This window comes from Rhodococcus sp. NPDC060176, from assembly GCF_042728675.1.
In the GTDB taxonomy this organism is placed as follows: domain Bacteria; phylum Actinomycetota; class Actinomycetes; order Mycobacteriales; family Mycobacteriaceae; genus Rhodococcus_F.
Genome location: NZ_JBHWYS010000005.1, coordinates 125,119 through 140,165, shown reverse-complemented (window position 1 = coordinate 140,165; position 15,047 = coordinate 125,119). Strand labels below are relative to the sequence as shown.

The window sequence follows — 15,047 nt, the reverse complement described above, 5'->3', positions numbered from 1 at the left end:
CGAGGCCATCAGACGCGAACCTTCCTCGAGAGCAGGCCTTCCGGACGGAAAGCGAAGAACACCAGCGCGATCAACAGAATCGCGGTTTGAGCAGCACTCGCACCGAAGTAGTACGGGGCGAATACCTGGACGACGCCCAACACCATTCCGCCGATCAGCGGAGCCCAACTCCGGCCGGTACCGCCGATGACAAGCGCGATGAACGCCGTCAGGGTCCACGACAGGCCGCTCGTGAACTGAACACCGGCCTTGGGAGCGAACAGAAGTCCGGCAACGGCGGCGATCACACCGGCGAGGGTGAACGCGATGAGCCGGACACGGTCCACCGGCAACCCCAGGACACGGGCGGCATCCGGACTGTCGCCGACGGCGCGAAGCAGACGGCCTGAGGTGGACCGGTTCAGCCACAGTCCGATACCGACGAAGATCAGAGCAGTTCCGACGACGAGTACTACGGTCGAACTGTCGACGGTGGCGCCGAGCACCGATATCGGATCGAAGTCGAAGATCTTCTGTCCGGGAAGCGGTGTGCGGCCGAAGACCGTGCCGGCGAGCTGCTGGATCCCGAACAGGACCGCGGTCACAGCCACCAACGCCGGTAGTTCCCCCCGACCCGAGCGCTTCTGAACCTGCTTGACCACAAGCTTTTCCGTCAGAATCGACAACGCCACTGCCACCGCGATCCCCAGCGGCATGGCAATCCAGAGAGCGAGCCCGTAGTTGATCGCGACCCAACTCGACGCCATGGCCGCAGCCATCGCGTACGGGCCCATCGCAAAGTTGAAGAAGTCGGCGCCGACCACCACGAGATACATTCCGAGGGCTATCAGCGAGAAGAATGCACCGATCTCGATGGCTGCGAGCCACAGTTGTGCGTCTGTCATGTCAAGGCTCCTCGGTTATCCGCACGGGGGTTGGTAGGAATCCCACGGATGGGCCGGCTTGTTGTCCTCACCGAATTCGATGAGCACCAGTCCGCAGAGGCTGTCCGGAGCCAGATGATCCTGTGGGGAGAACGACAGTGTCAGTCCGTCCTGGCCGAAGCTGGCGGGAAGTGCCGAAACCTGTTGAAGAGCATCACGGACGGCCGTCCGATCTCGGTGATCGCCGGCAATTTCGATGGCCTCTGCCAACATCATGACGGCGTCGTACGCCTGTGCGTCGTAGGCAGTCAGTTGATAATCAGGGCCCTTCACCGCCTGCACCTTGCTGCGCAGTTCGGCGGTTCTCGGGTTGTTCGCACTCAGTGAGCCCATGTACACCATGCCGCTCAACGCCTTCGGGTCCGCCAAAGCCCAAGATGCAGGCTGGTTTCCGATGGAAGCGAGTGAGAAGCGTTGCGTCTGCGGGGTGATTTTCGACAGGGTGTTGTGAGCGAGAATCTCGAAGTGCCCGCCGATACTGGCGACCAGGATTGCGTCCGGTTCAGTTTCCGAGAGACGCGACACTTGTGCGGTGATGTCCGCGGCATCGACCGGCGCCTTTTCGACTGCCGTCACTCTGGCGCATTTCTCGAGCGCCGGCCGCAGGGTCTTGATGATTCCGTCGATGGACGCACTAGCGTCACCGAGAATTCCCAGGGATTTGTACCCCATCTTCTCGAAAGCCCCGCAGTACACCTGGGCATACTGCTTCAACGAGTTCGGAATCATGAACGAGTAGTCGTTGTCGGGCGCCGAGGCAAAAGCGTCGCTGAGAACGACCGGAGCTATCGCAGGAATCTTCGACTGCTGGAGAATCGACTTGGCTTGCAGGACCGACCCGCTGCCCGTTGCGAGGATGACCGCACTGGATCCGTGATCGACCAACTTCCGAATGATCGACGGTGTCTTGGTGGGGCTGCTCTCGTCGTTCTCGACAACCAATTCGACCTGCTTACCGTTGATTCCGCCCGCCTGGTTGATCAGGTCGACGGTCATCCGTACGGTCTTGCCGGCGATCGTGCTGTACGAGGCACCGGGGCCGGTCGAGTCCTCGTCCAAACCGATGACGATGGTGTCTTCGGGAATGACACCGGCAGATGCGCACGCGCTCGCCCCGAGAACCACTGCCGCGCAGACGGCAATCGCCTTTCCGAGTCTCACATCGAACTCCCGTCCAAACTCTGCTTGGTAAATCAAACAAGCGCTTGATTTACGATTGTGGACAGAAGTATGCACTGGGTCACACCGATAGTCAAAATCCGAACTACACGCGCAGGAACTGCGGTGTTACGGCTTCTGCAGGTGCCGGATCGAGGAGCTAAGTTCGCGAATGACGGACTTCAATTCATCAACATCAGATCGGAGTTCGGCAAATTCAGAGTCAGGAGATTCGGTCTGCGCATCCTTCTTCGTGGTGCGCCTCGCAATGCGTGCCACTGGCTCTCCGTCGCCGGAACGTGCGGCGAAGCCGTCCAGGAATACCGAGATCAGATTGCGCTGCAGATCGTCGGCCAACTCGGAAAGCTGCGGGCGATACTGCGCGACGGTGGACCAGACGGATTCACGCAGGAGCCGATGAAACTGCTCGGGATCGATGTCCTCCCGAAACTCCCCGTCGGCAATTCCGCGCGCGATGGCCGATCGCCAGTAACTGTGGGCCTTCTGCACCAGGACCGTGATGGGAGCGTCGGCCGGCTGCGACGAAAGAATGGCCTCGCCCTGATACACCTCGGTGGCATACGGGTGATCGACCGCAGAGGCGAACGACACCGAAACCATCGTGGCCAGGCGATCGCGAGCCGAACCTTCCGGCTCGATCGAGTCCTCGTACCGGACGTTGAGATCTTCGAGGAACCGGACGACGATCTCGTTTGCTATCGCATCCTTGGAGTCGAAGTAGTGATAAAGGCTCCCGGAAAGGATCCCGACTTCGTCGGCGATGTCGCGCACCGTCGTCGCGGCGATTCCCCGCTCGCTGAACAGCTTGGCCGCATGAGCGAGTATTTCGTCCCGTCGGGTCGAGCGCACGAGAAGATCCTTCCGACGTTCCGATTGTCAAGCGAGTGCTTGATCGATTTCTCGTCGATGCTAACACCGCACCCCTGCTGACCTGCGGTGTGAGGTCCCGGACATCGAATGGAAACACCGGACACACACTTGTCACCGACAGTCATTCCACCGCAACAACTTCCACCTACTCTGTGCACTCGACGAATACAGCGTTGTATACGCACCCCGGATACAGATCTGTCAGAGCCATTGTCTGCCAGAGCCATCGACACGAAAGGCCCGTACATGCGAACCTTCTCGAAGCGCACCCTTGCCGCGCCGGCCGCTCTCGCCGCGCTGGGCTTGGTTCTCACCGGCTGCGGAAGCAAGGCAACAGACACCGCAGCGGGAGATTCGACGGCTACGTCGTGCGTCGACACCTCGGGGGACACGATCAAGGTCGGTTCCCTGAATTCACTCTCGGGCACCATGGCCATCAGTGAAGTGACGGTCCGCGACTCCATCTCGTTGGCGGTGCAGGAGATCAATGATTCCGGCGGTGTGCTGGGCAAGAAGATTCAGATCGTGGCAGAGGACGGCGCATCGGAGCCGACGGTGTTCGCTGAGAAGGCCGAGAAACTGATCAGCAGCGATTGCGTCGCAGCAGTTTTCGGTGGCTGGACCTCCTCGAGCCGTAAGGCCATGCTGCCGGTGTTCGAGGACAACAACTCTTTGCTCTACTACCCGGTCCAGTACGAGGGACTCGAAGATTCCAAGAACATCTTCTACACGGGTGCAACGACCAACCAGCAGATCATCCCGGCTCTGGACTACCTGAAGGAGAAGGGCGTCAAGTCGCTGTATCTGGTTGGCAGCGACTACGTGTTCCCACAGACCGCCAACCGCATCATCAAGGCGTACGCGGCAGCGAACGGCATCGAGATCAAGGGTGAGGACTACACGCCATTGGGCTCGACCGACTTCTCCACCATCGTGAACAAGGTGCGCACTGCCGACGCGGATGCCGTGTTCAACACACTCAACGGTGATTCCAACGTCGCGTTCTTCCGTGAATACTCGAATGTCGGTCTGAAGCCTGCCGACATGCCTGTCGTCTCCGTATCCATCGCGGAAGAAGAGGTCGGTGGTATCGGTGTCCAGAACGTCGAAGGCCAGCTGACGGCGTGGAACTACTACCAGACCATCGACTCCCCCGAGAACAAGAAGTTCGTCGCGGCGTACAAGGCGAAGTTCGGCCAGGACAAGCCAACGTCCGATCCGATGGAAGCGGCATACACCTCCGTCTACCTCTGGAAGAACACCGTCGAGAAGGCCAACTCGTTTGCGGTCAAGGATATTCAGGACAACGCCGACGGTGTGACCTTCCAGGCACCCGAAGGACTCGTCACCATCGACGGCGACAACCACCACATCACCAAGACTGCTCGGATCGGCGAAATCCGTTCCGACGGACTGATCTACACGGTCTGGGATTCGGGACAGCCGATCGAGCCGGATCCGTACTTGAAGAACTACCCCTGGGCCGAGGGACTCGGCAGCTGATCGAGGAAAGGCGGAATTGACGGAATCGACGAGTAGAGAGGTGGAGCGTCTGTCATGGATGTTGTGATCGGACAGTTGTTCACGGGTTTGAGTATCGGATCGATTCTCCTGTTGGCAGCGTTGGGATTATCTCTCACTTTCGGGCAGATGGGTGTCATCAACATGGCACACGGCGAGTTCATCATGGCCGGCTCTTACACCGCATACGTAGTGCAGCAGGTGATCTCGAATGCAACGGGATCGTTGATCATTTCTCTCCTCGTCGGTTTTGTCGTCGGCGGACTGATGGGTGTCGTACTCGAAGTGGTCCTGGTATCGCGGATGTACCACCGACCCCTCGACACCCTGTTGGTGACGTTCGGCGTCGGATTGATCCTTCAGCAGTTGGCACGAGACATCTTCGGGGCGCCGGCAGTCAATGTTTCGGCACCGACCTGGCTCTCGGGTGGGGTCGACATCTTCGGCGCCGTGGTCCCGAAGACCCGCATCTTCATTTTGGTATTGGCGATCGCTGCGGTGATCGCGCTTTCGGTCGCGCTGAAGCAGTCGTCGATGGGTAGACGCATCCGCGCCGTCGTACAGAATCGCGATCTGGCCGAGACGAGCGGAATCTCTTCTCGTCGTACGGACATTACGACCTTCTTCCTCGGATCCGGGCTCGCCGGCGTAGCGGGTGTCGCGTTGACGCTCATCGGTTCCACCAGCCCGACCATCGGCCAGTCCTATCTGATCGACGCCTTCCTGGTTGTTGTCGTCGGCGGTCTCGGTCAGATGAAGGGAGCTGTGATCGCAGCCTTCGCCCTCGGCATCTTGAACTCGTTCATCGAGTACTCGACGACGGCGTCGATCGCGAAGGTGATCGTGTTCGTCATCATCGTCGTCTTCCTTCAAGTCCGGCCACAGGGCCTGTTCGTAGTCAAGACGAGGAGCCTCGTATGAGCATCCTGAACAATTCCCGAACTCGGGTGTGGGGCGGTTTTGCTCTCGCCGCGATCGTGCTGTTCGCCATCGCTCCGGCTGTACTCTCGGACTTCAGGTTGTCACTGTTGGCCAAATTCCTGTGCTTCGCCATAGTCGCTGTCGGCATCGGTTTGGCTTGGGGCAGAGGCGGAATGCTCACGCTCGGCCAGGGCGTGTTCTTCGGAATCGGCGCATACGTGATGGCAATGCACCTCAAGATCGCCGATGCCGAACTCAAGGGCGACGCTGTCCCGGACTTCATGTCCATCGCCGGCAAGACCGAACTGCCGGGATACTGGCAACCGTTCGCCTCGCCATTCGTGGCGATCTTCGCCATCCTTTTCCTGCCGGCCGCTGTTGCCTTTCTCCTCGGACTCGGCGTGTTCAAGCGGAGGGTCAAGGGCGCGTACTTCGCAATCCTCTCGCAAGCACTCGCCGCAGCTTTTGCGATCCTCTTGATCGGACAACAATCGATCGGTGGCAGCAACGGCCTCAACCGCTTTCGCACGTTCTTCGGTTTCAACCTCAATGATCCGGCGAACAAGCAGATGTTGTTCTTCATCGCCGCCGGAGTTCTTCTCGCGTCGGTAGCTCTGATTCGCCAGCTGATGAACTCCCGATACGGCGAACTGCTCGTCGCGGTCCGCGATCAAGAGGAGCGCGTGCGTTTCCTCGGATACGATCCGGCGAACATCAAACTGGTCGCCTACGTGACCGCGGCGTTCCTCGCCGGTATCGCCGGCGCGCTTTTCGTTCCGATCGTGGGCATCATCTCCCCCGCCGACGTCGGGATCGTTCCGTCAATCGCCTTCCTCATCGGGGTCGCGATCGGTGGCCGCGCAACGCTTCTGGGTCCGGTACTCGGTGCGATCGGCGTCGCTTGGGCGCAGTCGACATTCTCGGAGAAACTCCCTTCGGGATGGATCTACGCACAAGGGTTGATGTTCATCGTCGTGGTCGGGTTCTTCCCGGCAGGTGTGGCCGGATTGTTCGCCCTGATGCGCCACCGCAAGAAGCGTGAGACCCCGGCCGACCCGCCGGTCAAGGTCTCCCAACCCGAACCAGTGGAGGTGTCGTCATGACCAACACAACCGCCACCAGCGAACCCACACCGGCACTGGGCGGCAACGCCGGAATGTCGTCCGAGTACCTCGAAGTACGGAACCTTTCGGTCAGCTTCGACGGTTTCAAGGCCGTCGACGGCGTCGACTTGACCCTCATGCAGGGCGACCTCAGGTTTCTCATCGGCCCGAACGGGGCTGGAAAGACAACGCTGGTCGACGCCATCACCGGACTCGTTCCCGCGACGGGTTCCATCACGAAGTCCGGCGAGCAACTGCTCGGCAAGAAGGTTCACAAGATCGCCCGCCTCGGCGTCGGGCGAACCTTCCAGACGGCAAGCGTCTTCGAAGAGCTCTCGGTGCTGCAGAACCTCGACATCGCGGCCGGAGCCGGCCGATCACCGTGGAACCTGCTCAGAAAACGCAAAGGTGTGCTTCCCGAGATCGAAGAGGCACTGGAGACAACCGGTTTGGAGCACCTCAGGGACACTCCCGCGGGCATTCTCGCGCACGGCCAGAAGCAGTGGCTCGAAATCGGAATGTTGTTGGTACAGAACTGTTCCGTACTTCTGCTCGACGAGCCCGTCGCAGGTATGAGCCTCGAGGAGCGCGAGGAGACCGGGAACCTTCTGCGGCGCATCGGCGGTGCGCGAACCGTCGTCGTCGTCGAGCACGACATGGACTTCATGCGATCCTTCGCCACGTCCGTCACGGTGCTCGCCGCTGGGAAAGTGCTCGCCGAAGGGACCGTGGCCGAGGTCCAAGCCGACCCCAAGGTGCAAGAGGTCTATCTCGGCACAGCCGCTGCCGGAACCGATCTCGGCGCCGACACCGAACCGACCCCGGAGGACTGAATCATGCTCGAACTCGTCGACATCCGCGCCGGCTACGGACGTACCGAAGTGATCCACGGCGTTTCCCTACTGGTTCCCAGCGACGGGGTTGCGGCAGTCATGGGTCACAACGGTGCGGGCAAAACCACCTTGCTGCGCGCCGCCGTCGGACTGATCAAACCCACACGCGGAAAGGTACTTCTGAACGGTGAGGACATCACCGGTCTGCGGCCCAGCGCCCGTGTCGCTCGCGGACTTGCCTACGTACCCCAGGGTCAGCAGTCGTTCGGACAACTGACAACTGCCGAGAATCTTCGAGTGGTCGCCGACGGGCGCAAACGCGGAAAAGCACTCATCGCAGAGGCATTGGATCTGTTTCCGGCACTCACCACGCTGCTCGATCGACGGGCCGGGCTTCTCTCCGGTGGGCAGCGACAGCAGCTTGCCATCGCTCGCGCACTGATCACCGAACCCAAGATCCTCATCCTGGACGAGCCGACCGAGGGCATTCAGCCCAATGTGGTCGCCGAAATCGAAAGGACCGTCATGGAACTCACCGAGCGAGGCGATCTCGGTGTCCTCCTCGTGGAGCAACACATCGGTTTCGCGCTCCAATCTGCGCAGCATTACAGCATTCTCGCGGCCGGACACGTGACCTCGACCGGTGAGGGCGGCACCACGTCCACCGACGCGGTTCGTCGAGCGATGGCAATCTGACATGAGTGTGCGGCCGCCGCTGCGCGAGCAGGTCTACCGCTCGATCCGGAACGATCTGATGTCGGGTCAGATCGCGCCATCCGAACGACTCGGTGAGGAACGGTTGGCTCATCTCTACGGCGTCTCGCGAACACCGGTCCGCGAGGCGCTCGCAAAGTTGGAATCCGACGGGCTCGTCGAACGCGACGAACACGGCCTCTTTCCGTACCGACCGCACCTCGACGAGTTGGGTGGCCTCTACGAGCTGCGCGTACTCCTCGAGGTTCACGGGCTTCGGCGGGTACTCGACGGTGAAGCCCCCGTCCATGACAAAGACGCGCTCGGTTCCGAACTGGACCGGTGGTACGCGTTTCGCAAACAGATGCCGTCGCCGGACGCCGGTTTCGTGACCCTCGACGAGGAGTTTCACATTGCGCTCCTCGCCTCGTCCGGCAACCACGCACTGGTCGACGCTCTTCAGGCCGTCAACTCGAAGCTGCGCCCTGTGCGGATGTTCGACTACCTGACTCCCGACCGTATGAAGGCCACCGTGGAGGAACATATATCCGTCGTCGAACTGGTTCTGGACGGCAAGATTCCGCAAGCGCACGAGGCACTGGTATCGCACATCGACATATCTCGCGCGGTTGTCCTCGACCGCGCCCGCCAAGCCCTCTCGTTGGCCGCTATGGCCAATGCCGTGCGGAATTGATCAGGTTCGTATCGCTGACTCGAGGGTGACGTGGTCTCTCGGAAATAGGAAAGCCCGCCAGATGGTTGCACCTTCCAACGACACTTGCGTTCTATTCGCTGAGAAAGGCACCACATTCATGGCCGTCCCACTTTCCATCCTCGATCTCGCCCACATCGGCGACAACGAAACCGCCAAAGACAGCTTCGACGCCAGCGTCACCTTGGCGCAGCGTGCCGAGGAGTGGGGCTACAAGCGAATCTGGTACGCCGAGCACCACAACATGGGTTCCATCGCGTCTTCGGCTACGAGTGTTCTGATCAGCCACGTCGCCGCGCACACCAGCAAAATCCGCCTCGGCGCCGGTGGGATCATGCTCCCCAACCACGCGCCGCTGACGATCGCCGAGCAGTTCGGCACCCTCGAGACTCTGCACCCGGGTCGTATCGATCTCGGGCTCGGCCGCGCACCCGGTAGTGATCAGAAGACGATGCAGGCTTTGCGACGCGACCCGAGTTCTTCGGACAGCTTCCCGCAGGACGTACTCGAGCTTCAGGGCTACCTCGGCGACACCTCACGCGTCCCCGGAATCAACGCCGTTCCCGGCAAGGGCACTCACGTTCCGCTCTACATTCTCGGATCGTCACTGTTCGGCGCCAAGCTCGCCGCGATGCTCGGCCTGCCGTATGCATTTGCCTCGCACTTCGCTCCCAACGCCCTGCGCGATGCCGTTGCGATCTACCGCCGCGAGTTCAAGCCGTCGGAGCAGTTGGCAGAGCCGTACGTCATCGCCGGCGTCAACGTCATCGCCGCCGACACGCATGAGCAGGCTCAGCAGGACTTCCTCGCGGCCAAGCGTTCGCGCGTCAGCCTCCTTCTCGGACGTGGACGCAAGTTCACGGATGACGAGGCGGACATGCTGCTCGACTCCCCCGCCGGTCAGCAGGTTCTGCAGATGACCAAGTACAGCGCCATCGGCACGCCCACGGAGGTCCGCGCCTACCTCGACGAGTTCACCGAGCATGCGCAGGCCGACGAGCTGATCACGGTGTCGACCGGCACCAACCGCGAGGCATGGTTGCGCGCGTTCGAACTCCTCGCCGACGTGAGCGATCTGGTGCCCGCCTAAGCTGCCGGTATGGGCGATCCTTCCCGTCGCGGGTTCATCTCGGTACTGGCCGTTCTGCTTTCGACGGGTTGGGCCGCCAACCACTTTGCCTCTCTCATCCCGGTTCTCCGGGTGGACGAGGGCCTCTCGCACACCGTGCTCGACGGTGTTTTCGGCATCTACGCGCTCGGGCTGCTGCCCGGCCTGTTGACCGGTGGAGCTGTGTCGGACCGCGTCGGTCGAGCTGTCGTTGTCCTGCCCGGTGCGCTCATAGCCTCGCTCGGAACCTTGATTCTTCTTCTCTGGCACGACGCGCCGGGACTCATGGTCGGACGCCTTGTCGTCGGTATCGGTGCCGGTCTGGCGATCGGCGCCGGTACCGCGTGGGCGGCCGACCTTCGCGGCAAGTCCGGCACCGTCATGGCGGGCGTCGTACTTACCTCGGGTTTTGCACTGGGACCGCTGTTTTCGGGTCTGTTGGCGGAATTTGCCGCTTTCCCGCTCGCCACGCCCTTTGTCGTCTCGGCCGTCTTGTCGGTGGGTGCCGTTGCCGCGGCGGCTGTGTGGAGTCGTACTCCTGTTCCCGTAGAAGCCGCGACCATCACACCCGTCCCAGACGGCGCGGAGCGCTCCGTCGCAAATGCGCCAGACGGCGCGGAGCGCTCCGTCGCAAATGCACCAGACGGCGCGGAGCGCTCCGTCGCATCTGCTCTGCTCTGGGCACTTCCGTTGGCTCCGTGGGTGTTCGCCAGCGCAACAGTGTCTTTCGTGACCATGACGGCCAGGCTCGGAGACCGCTACTCCGGACCGCTCCTTCCGGGTTTCGCGGCGGCGCTGACTCTCGGTGCCGGGATCCTGGTTCAAACCGCTGCGCGTCATCGCAATTGGGGTCCCCAGGCCGGCACGGTCGGCGCCGCACTGGCGGCACTCGGATACCTTCTTGTCGCGGTCGGCGGTGCACGCCCCGGGCTCGGGTTGTTCATCGTCTGCGCGCTCGTCCTCGGTACGGCCTACGGACTGTGCCTGCGTGAAGGCCTGTTGGATCTCGAGTCGCTGGCTCCCCCAGCCTCGCGGGGCGCGTTGACCGGGATCTTCTACGTCGGCACCTATCTCGGATTCGGACTACCGGTGCTGCTGGTCGTCATCGAACCCACGATGGGTCCGTCACTGCCGTTGGTGATCCTCGCCGCTGTTGCCGCCGTCGTTGCCGTGGTCCGATTCCGCCGATTGCGGTCGACACAGGCTTCCGCGTCACATCCTCGTCTCGAAGCCGCATCGGTCTGAGCGTCCATTCGGACAGAGTTGGCGGTACTTGCAGTCGCAGCTACCCGGCGGTGTTAGCGTCGGAGGACCAGAAGGTCACTGCGTAGGGACACAGCACATGGGTAAGAGCGAGGCGGGCAAGGCCGAATCGGGCAAGAGCAGTGCCGACGATCTGACGGGTCGGCGCATCCTGATCACCGGCGCCGCCCGCAATATCGGTTCTTCGCTGGCCAGACGCCTGTACGACCGTGGTGCGTCCGTGGGACTGCTCGGCCTCGAGCCGGAACTTCTCGAACAAGTCGCCACCTCCTGCGGCCGCGCGCCCTGGCAGTTGTGCGATGTCGCCGACCTCGCGCAGGTATCTCGCGGCGTCGACTACATAGCCGGGGAGCTGGGCGGCATCGACGTCGTCGTCGCCAATGCCGGTGTCGAGGCGAACTCCTCGATCCTCGGCGGCGACCCTGCGGACATGCGCCGCGCCGTCGAAGTCAATCTCATGGGCACGTACTACACCCTGCGCGCAGCCGGTCCGCACATCAGTCACGAAAACGGTTACGCCCTGGTGGTCACCTCGGCTCACGGCGCCGCCAAGCATCCGCTTCGCGGACCGTTCGGTGCTTCGCGCGCCGGCGTCGAAGCCTTGGGTGACGCGTTGCGCTTGGAAATGAAACACCTCGGCACCAAGGTGGGCGTCGCGTACATCGGCGACATCGACACCGATACCACCGCACTGTCGTTCGACGGAGCACGCGGAACCCTCGCCAGCGTCGGCACCACGACCGTCGCTGACGCCGTCGACGCGTTCGAGCGCGGTATCGTCGGCCGGAAGTCACGCGTACACGCGCCCCGCCGCAGCGCCGCGGTTCGCCACATCGCGCAACGAGCTATCGACCTCCGTCCCTCTCACATCCGTGGAGTCGCATGAACCCCCGTATCCCGCCCGGCCGATTCAAGGACCTCGGTCCGATCAACTGGGGAATTTGGCGTGTCCTGTCGAAGGCTGCCGGAGCACCCGATGCGCATCTGTTCAGCACCTTGGGGCGCACGGGCGGACTCTTCCGCGGTTGGCTGCACTACTCCGGCTCACTCATGCCCGGCGGCAAGATCTCTCGGCACGACACCGAACTGATCATCCTGCGAGTCGCGCACCTGCGGGACTGCGGTTACGAGATGGATCACCACACCAGGCTCGGCCGCAAAGCCGGAATCGACGCAGAAGAACTGGCCCGAATCATCGAGGGCCCTGACGCTTCCGAGTTGAGTCCGCGTCACCGTGCGATCTTGACTGCGGTCGACGAGTTGGTCACCGCCAAGGACATCACCGACAACACGTGGGGAACGCTCTCGCAGCATCTCGACGATCGTCGGTTGATCGAATTCACCTTGCTGGTCACTCAGTACGACGGCCTGGCCACCACGATCGGAACCTTGCGGGTTCAGCGCGACTTCTCCTGAAGTTCCGCGGCGGCCGTAACTCAGCTCTTACCCGAAGACATCTGGACGAAACACCTGATCAATAGCGTATACAGGTATGTCGACAGGGACGAATACGGCACCGGAGCCACTTCGTGAGGTGGTCTACCGGGAACTACGTACCGAACTGGTCAACGGGACCATCGGGTTCGATCAGCGTCTGACGGAACCGAAGCTCTCCACGCGTTTCGGTATCTCTCGCACTCCGGTACGGGAGGCGCTGACGATGCTGTGTGCCGATGGACTCCTGCGCCGGGAAGAGTACGGGTTCTCCGCCGTGCGCCCGAGCATCCCGCGGATCCGAGATCTGTACGAACTCCGAATCACTCTGGAGCTGCAAGGAATTACCCGGGCGATCGCCGATCCGACGATCCAGCACGACCGAACAATTCTCGACGACGAGTTGGCGCGGTGGCGTGCCCTTGCTCTCGATCCGCCGGCTCAGGAGCCGGGGTTCGTCGAACTGGACGAGGAGTTCCACGTCGCTGTGCTGAGGGCGTCGGGCAACAACGAACTGGTCGCGTCACTGCTGTCCGTGAACTCCCGTATCCGGCACGTTCGGATGTACGACTTCATGGTCAACGGCCGCATCGACACCTCGATCGCGGAGCACATTCGCATCCTCGAACAACTACTTGCCGGCAACCTGCCCGAGGCCCGCACTCTTTTGCACCAACACATCGGCGAGTCTCTCGACGTCGTTCTCGACCGGGTGACCCGTGCGATCACCGCGCTCTCACTCGCCCACATCACGGACTGATCGGAGCAGTACACACATGACCGTCGCAGCAGAAGTTTTCACCCCGACTGCCCGGGTCGAGCAGGCTTTCCACCGGATCGAGGAGGTCGATCGCCCCGAAGTCTGGATCACGTTGCGCAGCAAGGACGATGTGCTTGCCGACGCCGCCTCGGTCGAGGCCAGACTCGCCGCAGGCGAACAGCTTCCCCTGGCCGGGAGTCTGGTCGCCGTCAAGGACAACGTCGACGTCGCCGGTCTGCCGACCACAGCGGCGTGCCCCGAATTCGCCTATGCACCGGACGAGACTGCCTCCGCCGTTGCGCGGCTGATCGAGCACGGCGCTGTTGTTCTGGGGAAGACCAACCTCGACCAGTTCGCCACCGGACTGGTCGGAACGCGGAGCCCCTACGGAGCCGTTCGCTGCGCCTGGAACGAAGAGTTGATCTCGGGTGGTAGTAGTTCTGGATCCGCCGTCGCTGTCGCACTGGGGATTGCAGACATCGGAATCGGCACCGACACTGCCGGTTCCGGCCGTGTCCCGGCAGCGTTCCACGGGATCTACGGACTCAAGCTTTCGCTCGGCGTCATCCCCGTCCACGGAGTCGTACCCGCCTGCGTCGACTACGACGCTTTGACCGTGTTCGCCGGCGACCTCGAATCGGCAACCGCGGCAGCGGCAATCATGGTCGGCCACGAATCGCGCGATCCCCGCAGCCGAATCTGGCCTTCCGATGTTCGTCTCGCGGCAGCGCCGAATCCCCGTGTCGCCGTGCCCCGAATCGAGGATCTGGCACAGCTGAGCCCGTCGTATCTGGCAGCGTTCCAGGACACCGCGGCGGCTCTGGTAGCGGGCGGCGCCGAGACCGAGACGGTCGACATCTCCGGACTGCTCGATGCGGCCCGATTGCTCTACGACGGCGCCGTGGTGGCGCAGCGGTACGCCGCTGCCGGCGAGTTCCTCGAAACTCGTCCTGCCGGAGCAGATCCCGCGGTGTCCGACATCGTGCTCGGCGCGAAGCACCCCACCGGATACCAGCTAGTCGACGATCTCGATGCTCTCACCCGCGCCAAGGCCGCTGCCCGGGAACTCCTCGCCGGGTTCGACGCCCTACTGCTTCCCACCACCACCGAACATCCGACCATCGCTGCCGTGACCGAGGATCCGTTCGGAATCAACCGCCGGATGGGAACTTTCACAAACTTCTGCAACCTGCTCGACATGGCAGCCGTCGCGGCGCCCGGGCACCGCACTGCCGAAGATCACCCGTTCGGCGTCATGTTCGTCGTACCCGCTTTCGACGACCAGATCGCCATCGACCTCGCTGCGCGACTCGGCGGTGTGCCTTCACCTACCCTCGTGGACACCGGAATCGACCTCGCAGTGTTCGGTGCTCACCTGCGCGGGCAACCCCTCAACACACAGTTGGTCGATCTCGGTGCGCGGTACGTCGAAACTGTCACGACCTCGGATGCCTACCGACTCTTCGCTCTCGCCACGACGCCACCGAAGCCCGGCCTGGTGCGCCGCGGTCCCGGCCTTGGTGCACCGGTCGTCGGCGAGATCTTCCGGATCTCACCGGCCGGGCTGGGAACGTTCCTCGCTGCACTGCCTGCGCCGATGGCGCTCACGAGCGTCGAGTTATCCGACGGCAGAACGACTGTCGGTTTCAGCTGCACTCATGACGCCGTAAACGGCGCAGCTGACATCACCGACTACGGCGGTTGGGCCGCGTACCTCGCTCGCTGAC

General features: G+C 62.4%; 15 protein-coding genes. 12 read left to right on the top strand and 3 right to left on the bottom strand.

Annotated elements, in window-relative coordinates; genetic code table 11:
- Positions 1-8: 8 nt before the first annotated feature.
- The 3 genes from ACFWEM_RS23120 to ACFWEM_RS23110 all read right to left on the bottom strand — a co-directional run bounded on the left by ACFWEM_RS23120 (position 9) and on the right by ACFWEM_RS23110 (position 2,951).
- Entirely contained in the window at positions 9-884 is an 876-nt protein-coding gene (locus tag ACFWEM_RS23120; RefSeq protein ID WP_054186876.1) for a branched-chain amino acid ABC transporter permease, read from the bottom strand.
- Positions 885-899: 15 nt separating this feature from the next.
- Complete coding sequence (locus ACFWEM_RS23115; RefSeq protein ID WP_378537439.1) at positions 900-2,084, bottom strand: ABC transporter substrate-binding protein; 1,185 nt, start codon at positions 2,082-2,084, stop codon at positions 900-902.
- A 126-nt stretch (positions 2,085-2,210) separates the two neighbouring features.
- On the bottom strand, positions 2,211-2,951 hold the full coding sequence (locus ACFWEM_RS23110) for a TetR/AcrR family transcriptional regulator (RefSeq protein WP_378537437.1): 741 nt from the start codon (positions 2,949-2,951) through the stop codon (positions 2,211-2,213).
- Between the two features lie 267 nt (positions 2,952-3,218).
- On the opposite strand from ACFWEM_RS23110, the gene urtA reads away from it, so the two are divergent.
- From urtA to atzF, 12 genes are all read left to right on the top strand, one after another.
- Positions 3,219-4,475: an urea ABC transporter substrate-binding protein gene (urtA, locus tag ACFWEM_RS23105; protein WP_230816876.1), complete on the top strand. Its 1,257-nt coding sequence runs from the start codon at positions 3,219-3,221 to the stop codon at positions 4,473-4,475.
- Positions 4,476-4,529: 54 nt separating this feature from the next.
- Complete coding sequence (urtB, locus tag ACFWEM_RS23100; protein ID WP_378537435.1) at positions 4,530-5,414, top strand: urea ABC transporter permease subunit UrtB; 885 nt, start codon at positions 4,530-4,532, stop codon at positions 5,412-5,414.
- Positions 5,411-6,517: an urea ABC transporter permease subunit UrtC gene (gene urtC / locus ACFWEM_RS23095; protein ID WP_378537432.1), complete on the top strand. Its 1,107-nt coding sequence runs from the start codon at positions 5,411-5,413 to the stop codon at positions 6,515-6,517. The genes urtB and urtC overlap by 4 nt, the downstream gene beginning before the upstream one ends.
- The gene (gene urtD / locus ACFWEM_RS23090) at positions 6,514-7,350 is read left to right on the top strand and encodes an urea ABC transporter ATP-binding protein UrtD (RefSeq protein ID WP_064688302.1); all 837 of its coding nucleotides are present in this window, start codon (positions 6,514-6,516) and stop codon (positions 7,348-7,350) included. The genes urtC and urtD overlap by 4 nt, the downstream gene beginning before the upstream one ends.
- A gap of 3 nt (positions 7,351-7,353) precedes the next feature.
- On the top strand, positions 7,354-8,046 hold the full coding sequence (gene urtE, locus ACFWEM_RS23085) for an urea ABC transporter ATP-binding subunit UrtE (RefSeq protein WP_050656708.1): 693 nt from the start codon (positions 7,354-7,356) through the stop codon (positions 8,044-8,046).
- 1 nt (position 8,047) lies between these two features.
- Positions 8,048-8,737, top strand: a complete 690-nt coding sequence (locus ACFWEM_RS23080) for a GntR family transcriptional regulator (protein ID WP_378537430.1) — start codon at positions 8,048-8,050, stop codon at positions 8,735-8,737.
- Positions 8,738-8,855: 118 nt separating this feature from the next.
- Positions 8,856-9,845 (top strand): LLM class flavin-dependent oxidoreductase, encoded by a 990-nt coding sequence (locus ACFWEM_RS23075; RefSeq protein ID WP_378537427.1) that lies wholly within the window; start codon positions 8,856-8,858, stop codon positions 9,843-9,845.
- A 9-nt stretch (positions 9,846-9,854) separates the two neighbouring features.
- Positions 9,855-11,108, top strand: a complete 1,254-nt coding sequence (locus ACFWEM_RS23070; RefSeq protein ID WP_378537424.1) for an MFS transporter — start codon at positions 9,855-9,857, stop codon at positions 11,106-11,108.
- 97 nt (positions 11,109-11,205) lie between these two features.
- The gene (locus ACFWEM_RS23065) at positions 11,206-12,012 is read left to right on the top strand and encodes an SDR family NAD(P)-dependent oxidoreductase (protein WP_378537422.1); all 807 of its coding nucleotides are present in this window, start codon (positions 11,206-11,208) and stop codon (positions 12,010-12,012) included.
- Positions 12,009-12,542: a carboxymuconolactone decarboxylase family protein gene (locus ACFWEM_RS23060; protein WP_378537419.1), complete on the top strand. Its 534-nt coding sequence runs from the start codon at positions 12,009-12,011 to the stop codon at positions 12,540-12,542. The genes ACFWEM_RS23065 and ACFWEM_RS23060 overlap by 4 nt, the downstream gene beginning before the upstream one ends.
- Before the next feature lie 76 nt (positions 12,543-12,618).
- Positions 12,619-13,320, top strand: a complete 702-nt coding sequence (locus tag ACFWEM_RS23055; protein ID WP_378537417.1) for a GntR family transcriptional regulator — start codon at positions 12,619-12,621, stop codon at positions 13,318-13,320.
- Entirely contained in the window at positions 13,280-15,046 is a 1,767-nt protein-coding gene (atzF, locus tag ACFWEM_RS23050; RefSeq protein WP_378537413.1) for an allophanate hydrolase, read from the top strand. The genes ACFWEM_RS23055 and atzF overlap by 41 nt, the downstream gene beginning before the upstream one ends.
- Position 15,047: the final 1 nt, after the last annotated feature.

Excerpts from the sequence above, each read along its gene's own strand:
- ACFWEM_RS23120 (WP_054186876.1), bottom strand. The coding sequence starts at position 884 with ATGACAGACGCACAACTGTGGCTCGCAGCCATCGAGATCGGTGCATTC.
- urtA (WP_230816876.1), top strand. The coding sequence starts at position 3,219 with ATGCGAACCTTCTCGAAGCGCACCCTTGCCGCGCCGGCCGCTCTCGCC.
- urtB (WP_378537435.1), top strand. The coding sequence starts at position 4,530 with ATGGATGTTGTGATCGGACAGTTGTTCACGGGTTTGAGTATCGGATCG.
- urtC (WP_378537432.1), top strand. The coding sequence starts at position 5,411 with ATGAGCATCCTGAACAATTCCCGAACTCGGGTGTGGGGCGGTTTTGCT.
- urtD (WP_064688302.1), top strand. The coding sequence starts at position 6,514 with ATGACCAACACAACCGCCACCAGCGAACCCACACCGGCACTGGGCGGC.
- urtE (WP_050656708.1), top strand. The coding sequence starts at position 7,354 with ATGCTCGAACTCGTCGACATCCGCGCCGGCTACGGACGTACCGAAGTG.
- ACFWEM_RS23080 (WP_378537430.1), top strand. The coding sequence starts at position 8,048 with ATGAGTGTGCGGCCGCCGCTGCGCGAGCAGGTCTACCGCTCGATCCGG.
- ACFWEM_RS23075 (WP_378537427.1), top strand. The coding sequence starts at position 8,856 with ATGGCCGTCCCACTTTCCATCCTCGATCTCGCCCACATCGGCGACAAC.
- ACFWEM_RS23070 (WP_378537424.1), top strand. The coding sequence starts at position 9,855 with ATGGGCGATCCTTCCCGTCGCGGGTTCATCTCGGTACTGGCCGTTCTG.
- ACFWEM_RS23065 (WP_378537422.1), top strand. The coding sequence starts at position 11,206 with ATGGGTAAGAGCGAGGCGGGCAAGGCCGAATCGGGCAAGAGCAGTGCC.
- ACFWEM_RS23060 (WP_378537419.1), top strand. The coding sequence starts at position 12,009 with ATGAACCCCCGTATCCCGCCCGGCCGATTCAAGGACCTCGGTCCGATC.
- ACFWEM_RS23055 (WP_378537417.1), top strand. The coding sequence starts at position 12,619 with ATGTCGACAGGGACGAATACGGCACCGGAGCCACTTCGTGAGGTGGTC.